Consider the following 9,260-nt stretch of genomic DNA (forward strand, 5'->3'; position numbering starts at 1 on the left):
GTGCGGGGCTCCTGCGATTTCTAGCTGACTGTAGAGCTTTGGACTGGTGTTGTCCTGCCCAGACAATCCATCAGGGATTAAACATGGGCAATACAGATAGACCAAGGCCAATTGCTGTGCTACTGTTGCTATTCCTCAAGCAGAGGCGCGCTCCTGCCAGGTGCGCATCTTGCCCGGATTGAGCAGGCCATAGGGATCCACTTCTTCTTTAAAACGAATCTGGCGCGGATCCATCACTTTGCGCCCGCCGTCTTCGATGATGAAAGTGTGGGGGTTGGCAATAAATACTCCCTGCTCTTCGTGGTAGCGCATGATCTCGTTTAGACGCTCTTCGGTGGTAAAGCGGACAATTTGCAGGCCGACAGGGGTAGCTTGCCCGTTGATGCGAATCCACTCCAGGTGCATCAGCACTTCGTCGCCAAAATACTCGTACATGTGCTGCACCAGCTTCAGCTCCCGATCGGCGGGAAAAGCCGATTGTAAATAGGTAAGGCTGGGATCCACGCTGCGGCAGTGCAAGGTGGTGTGGTTCCAAGAAAATTCCCCCAGCGAGATCCCCTTGCTGGCCTCTTGGGCCGTTTTGTTGTAAACCACTTGGCCCCCATGTTCCCGGACAAGCTCCAACAGCGGCTCCAGGCTGCATTCGGCCACCATCAACAGGGCCACAGCGGATCCTTCTGGCAAATGACCCCGCAGCGGTGCAAAGTAGCTGGGGATCGGCCAAGCGTGCAGGCTGATCATCTTCTTGATGATCCCATCCGCATCGCCCAGGGCCTGGCCAAAATGGGCACAGGGCATAAACCCTCCTGCGGGGGGAAAAGCCACCACCAGCTCCGCCCAAGGATAAGCAGGCGCCAGCGGAATCTCCACTTCGGTGATGATCCCATTGAGGCCCCAGGCATGGCTCACTTGGAACACCTCGTCTCCCCGCAGCTCCAGCACCCGCGGCTCTTCCTCCAGGGTGACCACCCGCAGCCCCAAGATGTTGCCGCGATCCCGCAGTTGGCCGTAGGTCACAGAGCCAATGCCGCCGCTGCCGCCGGCAATGAACCCCCCGATGGTGGCCGTGCGATAGGTGGAAGGAGCCATGCGGATCTCCCAGCCCATCTCCCGGGTGTGTTTGTCGATGGCCATCAACTTGGCCCCCGCCTGCACCCGCGCCAAGCCCGGCTTTGCCCAAAGCACCTGGTTGAGCTTGCCCATGTCCAGGATCACACCCCCGGCCAGCGGGATACATTGGCCGTAATTACCGGTACCGGCACCGCGCACCGTAACCGGGATCCGCAGCCTGGCACAGGCCGCTGCCACCCGCATCACCTCGGCCTCATCGGCGGGGCGCACCACCAAATCTCCCCGCTTGTCGCTCAGTTGTCGGCTCAGCACGGGGCTGTAGTGGTAAAAATCCAACGACAACTTGGCCACCTGAGCCGGATCAGTGATGATCTCAATACCCTCTAAGTCAGAACGCAAAGCCTGCAGCTTGTCAGGAGCGGCAGCGATCATAGGTATCCGTATTTGGGTGCAACGGTTCTTCAGACTCCATCATCGGCAGAAATTGCCTGCAAAAGGGTTTGCCGAGAACAGTATGGGAAGGATCCCTGTCCGGCCAGGTCGATTAGCCGAAGCGGCCCTCCACATAATCTCTTGTGGCTTGCTTGGTGGGGCTGTTGAAGATGACTTCAGTTCTGTCAAATTCAATCAGCTCGCCCACACGGTTGGATCCCACCAGCTCCACGCTGAAGAAAGCCGTCATATCCGAGACGCGGCTGGCCTGCTGCATGTTGTGGGTGACGATGATGATGGTATATTCCTCCTCCAGCTCCTTCATCAGCTCTTCGATACGGCGGGTGGAAATGGGATCCAGTGCCGAACAGGGCTCATCCATCAAAATCACATCCGGCTGTACCGCCAGAGCGCGGGCAATACACAAGCGCTGCTGCTGCCCTCCCGACAGCGACTGACCATTTTCTTTCAACTTGTCTTTGACTTCATCCCAGAGGGCAGCCCGTTTCAGCGAGGTTTCCACCACCTCGTCCAAGTCTACCTTCATCCCCAGCACCCGCGGGCCGTAGGCCACGTTGTCGTAAATGCTTTTGGGGAAGGGATTGGGTTTTTGGAAGACCATGCCGATACGCCGCCGCACCGCCACCGGATCGACTTCTTTGGCGTAGAGATCCTTGCCGTGGTAGGTGAGCTTGCCCTCTACACGAGCACCGGGGATCAAATCGTTGGTGCGGTTGAAGCAACGTAGGATCGTGCTTTTGCCACAGCCGGAAGGGCCGATAAACGCAGTAATCTGTCGGGCTGGGATGTCCAGAGTAACATTTTTTACCGCCAGATTGGAGCCATAGTAGACATTCAGGTTCTCGGTCCTGAAAACGTAAGAGGTCTGGTTAAGAGATTGAGTTTGCATGGCAGCACTCACAAAAAGAGCTAGAGTTCGACGAAGAGTTCGATTCAAGACTTTGTTGAGAATCCTCAGGCTATTTCCTGGTCTTGTACACCAAAAAGCGAGCGGTCAAGCTGGCCGCCAAAACAATGGCTAACAAAACCAAAGCGCCCGCCCAAGCCAGCTCCTGCTGCACCCTGTAGGGAATGATGGAGAAAAAGTAGACCATCACCGGCAAGGTAGCCACCGGGCCAAATAGATTAGTAGACCAGAAATTGTTGTTGAAGGCGGTAAAGAGCAGAGGTGCAGCCTCGCCTGCCGCTCGGGCCAAAGCCAGGATTAGCCCGGTTACGATGGCCGGTGCCGCTGCCGGCAAAACAACGCGCATTGTGGTCTGAAAGCGATTTGAGCCCAGGCCAAGGGAAGCCAAGCGCATGTCGGGCGAAACCAGCAGCAACGCCTCCTCGGTGGAGCGGATGACAATCGGCAGCATCAGCACGCCAAAAGCCACCCCTCCCGAGAAAGCCGAAAAGCCGGATCCCCTCACCACCACAGCATAGGCAAACAGGCCGCAGAGAATGGCCGGTACCCCCGTGAGCACATTGCAGGAAAACTTAACCAGATAAGCCAAGCGGGTGCCGCGACCGAATTCAGACAAGTACACTGCCGCCAAGATGCCGAAGGGAAAGCTCAAAGCCGCCCCCGTAGCCAGCACCATTAAATTGCCGACAATTGCGTGACCAAAGCCCCCTTCCGCCAGGCCAGGGGCAGGGTAGCGGGTCTGGGTGAGGACATCCCAATTTATCCGCTGGATGCCTTCCTTGCCCACATCCCACAGCACCCAAGATAGGGAAGCTATGATCACCGCCACAAAGAGGCCACTCAGCAGGGTTAGGACAATGCCTGTGTAATTGCGGACAGGGGCAATGGCGGCACGAGTAATGTCGATGTCAACCTTCTCAGGGGCAAGCTGTGCTGAGTCGGACATGATAACAGTGCTCCTTTATCTTCTTTCTGCTTCCCAAGTTACTGCTCCAAGTTTCGAAACTTGCGGATGATGATCTCGGCAACAATGTTGACCAATAACGTCAGCACCATCAGCACCACGCCGGCATACATGAGAGCCGAAACCTGCAAGCGTCCTGCCTCGCCAAACTGAGAGGCAATCAAGCCAGTAATGGTGGATCCCGGCTGCATTAGGGAGATATTGATGCGGTTGGCGTTGCCGGAAAGCATGGCCGCTACCATGGTCTCTCCCAGGGCCCGTCCCAGCGCCAGCATGATCGAGCTGACAATGCCCGACAGGCCGGCAGGGATCATCACCGTTAAGAGGGTCTCCCAGCGGGTTGCCCCCAGAGCCAAAGCGCCCTCTTTTAGGCTGCGTGGCAGAGATTCAAGGGTACTGCGGGTAATGGAGATGATGATGGGAGAGATCATGATCCCCAGCACCATAGCCACTATCAACAAGCTGGGCCCCCGCGGAGCCGGGCCACCCAAGAAAGGGATCCAACTCAGCGTCTGGTTAATGGCTCGAAAGATGGGCCGCACTGCTGGAATCAGCACAAAGATCCCCCACAGCCCCAGCACCACACTGGGAATGGCCACGATCAGCTCAACGGCAAAGCCAATCGGCTCCGTTACCCACTTGGGGGCAAAACCTTCCGCCAGGAAGATGGCAGTGCCAATGCCCAGAGGGATGGCAAAAATCAAAGCCACCAGAGAGGTTACCAAACTGCCATAAATCTGTGGTAGCACCCCGTAGATGTTTTCCACCGGGTTCCAGCGGGCAGTAACCAGGAAGCCCAAGCCAAACTGCTGAATCGCCGGCAGAGCCGCTTCGGTGGTTTGAAGAATCACCCAGATGAGGATAATGCCGGCAAACCCTGCCAAGGCCAGCGTCAGGCGGACAAAGCCCACATCAACAGCCCGAGACAGGCTCGCCTTTTTCTCAATGTCAACATCGATATCCGGGTTTGGTGGTGAACCATAACCCGTAGCCGCTGAAGTCATAGCCTCTCTCCCATGATCATCTTCGGTTCAAAATCTTTCCTAAAAATCCCACCGTGCAAGGTAAGCCCACCAGCCGACCGAGAAAGCCTCATCTGCCTCCTCAGCCGGCCACCAGCTCCACTCTAGTGGAGTTCAGGCTGCAACCCAGTCATCGCACCGCATTGGGGTTAACGGTGATGGCATCCAGCTCTGCAAAGATCCGCTGGATAGCCGCCTCAGGCATAGGGATGTAGTCCAGCTCCTTGGTGATGGCTTGACCCTCTGGCCCCTGGGTCCACTTCAGAGCCTCCACCAGCTTGGTCAGCTTCTGCTGATCGGGATACTCGCGGTACAGCATCACCCAGAACAAGCCCACGATTGGGTAGTCATTTGGCCCTTCAGGGTCGGGCACCAACAGCGCAAAGTTATCAGGAATGGGAGCATCCAGCGCCGAGGTAGCTGCCTCAGTCGAGAACTCAACAATGTTGCCCGCTTTGTTTTCCAAGCGAGCAGTGGCCATCTTTTCGAGCTTGGCATAGGACTGGTTCACGTAGCCAATCGCCCCTGGCTCCTGCTTGATGGTGGCGGCTACGCCCTCATTCCCTTGGGCTCCAATGCCAACAGGCCACTCGACAGAAGTACCAGCACCGGCTGTCCAATTAGGGCAGACAGTTCTGATGTGGTTGGTGAACACAAAGGTAGTCCCAGAACCATCAGAGCGGTGTACCCAGGTGATGTCCAGGGGTGGCAGCTTGTTTGCTATACGTGGGTTCTCGGCCTTGATGCGAATGTCGTCCCAGCGAGTGATCTCGCCGGTCACGATGCCGCAGTAGGTTTTCCGCTTCAGGATGAGCTCTCCGTCTTCAATGCCGGGCAGGTTATAGGCAAACTCGATGGCCCCTCCCGCCAGAGGCAACTGTAGGGGATCATAGCCGTATTTAGCTCGGAAGCTTTCCAGGCGAGCACCGGAGAAAGGCGCCTCGGAAGCGCCGAAGTCCACAGTGCCATTGATCACCTGCTCTAGGCCAGCACCACTACCGACAGACTGATAGCTGACTTGCACAGCGGGGTCTACGGTGCGGTTGTAGGCGTCAAACCAACGTTGCAGCAAAGGAGCCGCAAAGGTCGCGCCCGCCCCGGAGATTTGCACGGTTTGGGCTTGAGCCGAGGTCGCTGTTAGAAATCCTACTGTTAGAGCGGTGAGGGAGAAAGCAGAAAGCAGGGTTCGCATAGGTAATATCTGTGGCGAATCAACATTTTCAACCCTATAACCTCAAAGTTAACGGAGGGATATCTAAAGGTTAACTTTGGGTTAAGTCAAGAGAAAAAATCGATATTTTTTGAGTGTGCTGGCTCGTTTCCAAACCTTGATTTTCCATCTGGTGGTTTTGGCCAGTTTGGATTTCAGCAAAATCAGGATCCTGGAGCCCAGGATCCGCGAAAAGGTCTAGCTGCTGAACTTCTATCTCGTTTGACAACCAATCAAACGGACACAACTTGAATAAGAGCTAAGCTGGGACGGCTGCAAAAAAACTCGATCCAGATCCAAGATGTGTAAAATTTGAGACAAAGATGTTGCTCCCCTCTCGGCAAGCTTGGACATGATTTCAGCAGGGCGGGAAAAGCCCCGCCCAGAGATTCTTTCGGCTTTTGGCAGAGAGAATTGGTTAGAAGATAGACTCCAACCTTCTAGACGTGGGGCAGCTCTACATGTTCCCCGAGCAGAGAAAGATCTGGGCTCTAAGCTGGGATCCGCCCGCCCCCCATGAGGTACAGCAGGGCCATGCGCACCGCCACGCCGTGGGTGACCTGCTGCTCAATCAGGTTCAAGCCGGGATCCTCCATCACCTCGGAGCTGAGTTCCACACCGCGATTGACCGGGCCGGGGTGTAAAACCCTCACCTCTGGGTGGCACAGGCGCAGTCGTTGCCGCGTGAGGCCGAAGAAGTGATGGTACTCCTGCAGGCTGGGGAGAAGGAACTCGCCCATGCGCTCCTGTTGCAGGCGCAAGGTGATGACAAAACGCGCCCCTTCGAGGGCAGGCTCTAGCTGCCAATGGACAGGGAGCGTATGGCCGGGTACAAACTGGGCAAAATCCTTGGGCAACAGGGTGGGAGGGCCGGCTAAGTGAACCTCAGCTCCGGCAGTCACCAAGGCATAGATATCGGAGCGGGCCACCCGCGAGTGGAGAATATCGCCGACAATGGCGATTTTGATCCCTTGCAGCAACTCCAGACGAGGACGCCGGGGATCCAGATGGCTGCAGAGGGTAAACAAATCCAGCAGGCCTTGAGTGGGATGTTCGTGCAGGCCATCCCCAGCATTGAGAACGCCCACAGGGGATCCACGGCGGTCGATCTCGGCAGCTAATTGTTGGGGCACTCCTGCCTGGGCATGGCGAACGATTAAGAGATCGGATCCCATGGCCAGAAAGGTGCGGGCCGTATCCAAAAGCGTCTCCCCCTTGCCCAAGGAAGAAGTGCCAGGGGAAAAGTTGAGCACATCGGCCGAAAGGCGCTTGGCCGCCAGCTCAAAACTGGTACGGGTGCGGGTGGAAGGCTCGAAGAACAGCGTCACCACCACCTTCCCCTGCAGGGTGGGCACCTTGGGCAACCGCCGCGTCAACACCTCCTGGAAACTGGCGCTGGTCTGCAAAACCATCTGGTATTCTTCGGGAGTAAAATCCGCCAAGCCCAAGACGTGCTGCCGCTGCCAAACCATAGGGGATCCCTCAAATGCCCAAGCGGGCAAAGATCTCGTCTAGGTGAGTTAGGTGGCGCTGGGGATCAAAGCAGTCCTGCAGTTCTGCCTCGCTCAGGTGGGCCATCACTCGGGGATCCGCCAGCAGATTGGCGCGGAAATCCCCGCCGGGCTGGTTCCAGGCGCAGTGAGCATTTTCCTGCACCAGGCGGTAAGCTTCCTTGCGGCTAAGGCCCTTCTCCACTAAAGCCAGCAGCACCTGCTGGCTGAAGATGACGCCGCCGTAGAGGTTGAGGTTGCGCTCCATGTTGCCGGTGTGAACCTGCAGGTGGCGCACCAGGTCGGCCATGTTCACCAGCAGGTAGTGGCAGAGAATGGAGGCATCGGGCAGGATAACCCGCTCCACCGAGCTGTGGGAGATGTCCCGCTCATGCCAAAGGGGGATGTTTTCTAGGGCCGAGACGGCATACCCGCGCAGGAGACGGGCCAGCCCCGTCAGTTGTTCCGCCTTGATGGGGTTGCGCTTGTGGGGCATAGCAGAGGATCCCTTTTGGCCGGGGGCAAAGTACTCCTCAGCCTCCAGTACCTCTGTTCGCTGCAGGTGGCGGATTTCAGTAGCAAAGCGCTCTAGGGAAGAGCCAATCAGAGCCAAGGTTTGCACGTATTCAGCGTGGCGATCCCGCGAGATTACCTGTGTCGAGGCTGTATCGGGCTTCAGGCCCAGGCGAGCGCAGGCCAACTGCTCCACCTGGGGAGGCACGTTGGCGTAGGTGCCCACGGCGCCAGAGATCTTGCCCACCGCCACCACTTCCCGCAGGCGAGCTAGGCGCTCTTGGTGGCGCAGGCACTCGGCCAGCCACCCTGCCAGCTTAAAGCCAAAGGTAATCGGCTCGGCGTGAACACCGTGGGTGCGGCCGATCATGAGGGTGTAGCGGTGCTGCCGAGCTTGGTCGCGGATAGCAGCGATGAGGTCGGCCAGGCGAGCTTGCAAGATCTCCACCGAGGCCACAAGCTGCACGGCCAGAGCGGTATCCAACACGTCCGAGCTGGTCAGGCCCAGGTGGATGTAGCGCCCTGCCTCGCCCACGTGCTCGTTGAGGTTGGTTAGGAAGGCAATAACATCGTGCTTCACTTCCGCCTCAATTTCCAAAACCCGCGCCGGGTCAAAGGCGGCTTTGGCTCTGATCTCCTGCAGGGCTTCTTGCGGGATCCGCCCCAGCTCCGCTTGCGCTTCACAGACAGCCAGCTCCACCTGCAGCCAGGTCTGGAGCTTGTGGGCAGTGGACCAAATCTGGCCCATTTCGGGCAGAGTGTAGCGCTCGATCAAGGTGCCTTTTCCGTCGGTACAGTAGGATGAGCTAGGCTATTTTAGCCTTTGGCGTCCCCCCTCGAGGAAAAGCCGCTGGGGGATCCCTGCGGGCTTGGCTTGCGGTGTCGAAGGAGCAGCAAGGAGTTTGCAGATGACCGTCGGAGCTGTGCCAACTCAGGGAAAAAGAGCTTGGACAGCCGAAGAATTCATGGCGTTGTCCAGGGAGGGACATCGCTACGAGATTGTTGATGGGAAGCCAATTGATATGGGAAGCGCGGGGGCACTCCATGGTTATGTCTGCAGCCTCCTATTAGCAGCTTTGACCCCCTACGTTTTGTCCAACAAGCTGGGGATCGTTTTAGATTCCAGCACTGCTTTTAAGATGAAGAGTGGAAATTGGCGCTCCCCTGACATCTCTTTTTTTGCTAAAGAACGCTTGCAGGGCATGGCTGAACTGCCCACAGGATTTTTGGAAGGCGCTCCAGATCTGGCTGTTGAAGTGCTTTCCCCCCGCAATACGGTTGAAGAAATTCATGACAAGCTGGTGGAGTACTTTGAAAATGGCAGCCGCCTGGTTTGGCTGGTTCACCCCAGCGAGCACTACGTCCTGGTGTATCGCAGCTCTCAAGAGCCTGACCGCCTCCTGAAATCGGTTGATCTTCTAGAAGGTGAAGAGGTTATTCCAGGATTTGCCCTGCCGGTGGCTCATCTATTCCAGAAGCTTTCCTTGTAACATCCCCCCGCCCTCACTCTAGCCAATAGAGCTTGGGCCTCCCAACCTTGCCATTGGGCATTCCTGCCCCGCGTCACAGAACGACTTGGCAGAGGAGTCGGTATCTCGACCGTAAACTACCCGACCCTGACTGCTTCGCA

Annotated in this window: 8 protein-coding genes; 1 reads left to right on the forward strand and 7 read right to left on the reverse strand. The window is 57.2% G+C overall.

Translation table 11 applies throughout. From position 1 onward, the window contains the following. Positions 1–135: 135 nt before the first annotated feature. The 7 genes from NW815_RS06115 to purB form a co-directional block, all read right to left on the reverse strand. The gene (locus NW815_RS06115) at positions 136–1,503 is read right to left on the reverse strand and encodes an FAD-binding oxidoreductase (RefSeq protein WP_414390896.1); all 1,368 of its coding nucleotides are present in this window, start codon (positions 1,501–1,503) and stop codon (positions 136–138) included. A gap of 112 nt (positions 1,504–1,615) precedes the next feature. Next, the gene (gene pstB / locus NW815_RS06120) at positions 1,616–2,413 is read right to left on the reverse strand and encodes a phosphate ABC transporter ATP-binding protein PstB (protein WP_099883872.1); all 798 of its coding nucleotides are present in this window, start codon (positions 2,411–2,413) and stop codon (positions 1,616–1,618) included. 70 nt (positions 2,414–2,483) lie between these two features. Then, entirely contained in the window at positions 2,484–3,377 is an 894-nt protein-coding gene (gene pstA / locus NW815_RS06125; protein ID WP_011433508.1) for a phosphate ABC transporter permease PstA, read from the reverse strand. A gap of 38 nt (positions 3,378–3,415) precedes the next feature. Next, on the reverse strand, positions 3,416–4,399 hold the full coding sequence (pstC, locus tag NW815_RS06130) for a phosphate ABC transporter permease subunit PstC (RefSeq protein WP_414415810.1): 984 nt from the start codon (positions 4,397–4,399) through the stop codon (positions 3,416–3,418). A 148-nt stretch (positions 4,400–4,547) separates the two neighbouring features. Then, on the reverse strand, positions 4,548–5,609 hold the full coding sequence (gene pstS / locus NW815_RS06135; RefSeq protein ID WP_414388782.1) for a phosphate ABC transporter substrate-binding protein PstS: 1,062 nt from the start codon (positions 5,607–5,609) through the stop codon (positions 4,548–4,550). Positions 5,610–6,118: 509 nt separating this feature from the next. After that, positions 6,119–7,099: an aspartate carbamoyltransferase catalytic subunit gene (locus NW815_RS06140; protein ID WP_414388781.1), complete on the reverse strand. Its 981-nt coding sequence runs from the start codon at positions 7,097–7,099 to the stop codon at positions 6,119–6,121. Positions 7,100–7,109: 10 nt separating this feature from the next. Then, positions 7,110–8,405 (reverse strand): adenylosuccinate lyase, encoded by a 1,296-nt coding sequence (gene purB / locus NW815_RS06145; protein WP_414330702.1) that lies wholly within the window; start codon positions 8,403–8,405, stop codon positions 7,110–7,112. Positions 8,406–8,538: 133 nt separating this feature from the next. On the opposite strand from purB, the gene NW815_RS06150 reads away from it, so the two are divergent. Beyond that, positions 8,539–9,120: a Uma2 family endonuclease gene (locus tag NW815_RS06150; protein ID WP_011430559.1), complete on the forward strand. Its 582-nt coding sequence runs from the start codon at positions 8,539–8,541 to the stop codon at positions 9,118–9,120. Positions 9,121–9,260 lie beyond the last annotated feature (140 nt).

Origin of the sequence: Synechococcus sp. R6-7 (genome assembly GCF_047461695.1) — a bacterium.
Classification (GTDB): Bacteria; Cyanobacteriota; Cyanobacteriia; order Thermostichales; family Thermostichaceae; genus Thermostichus.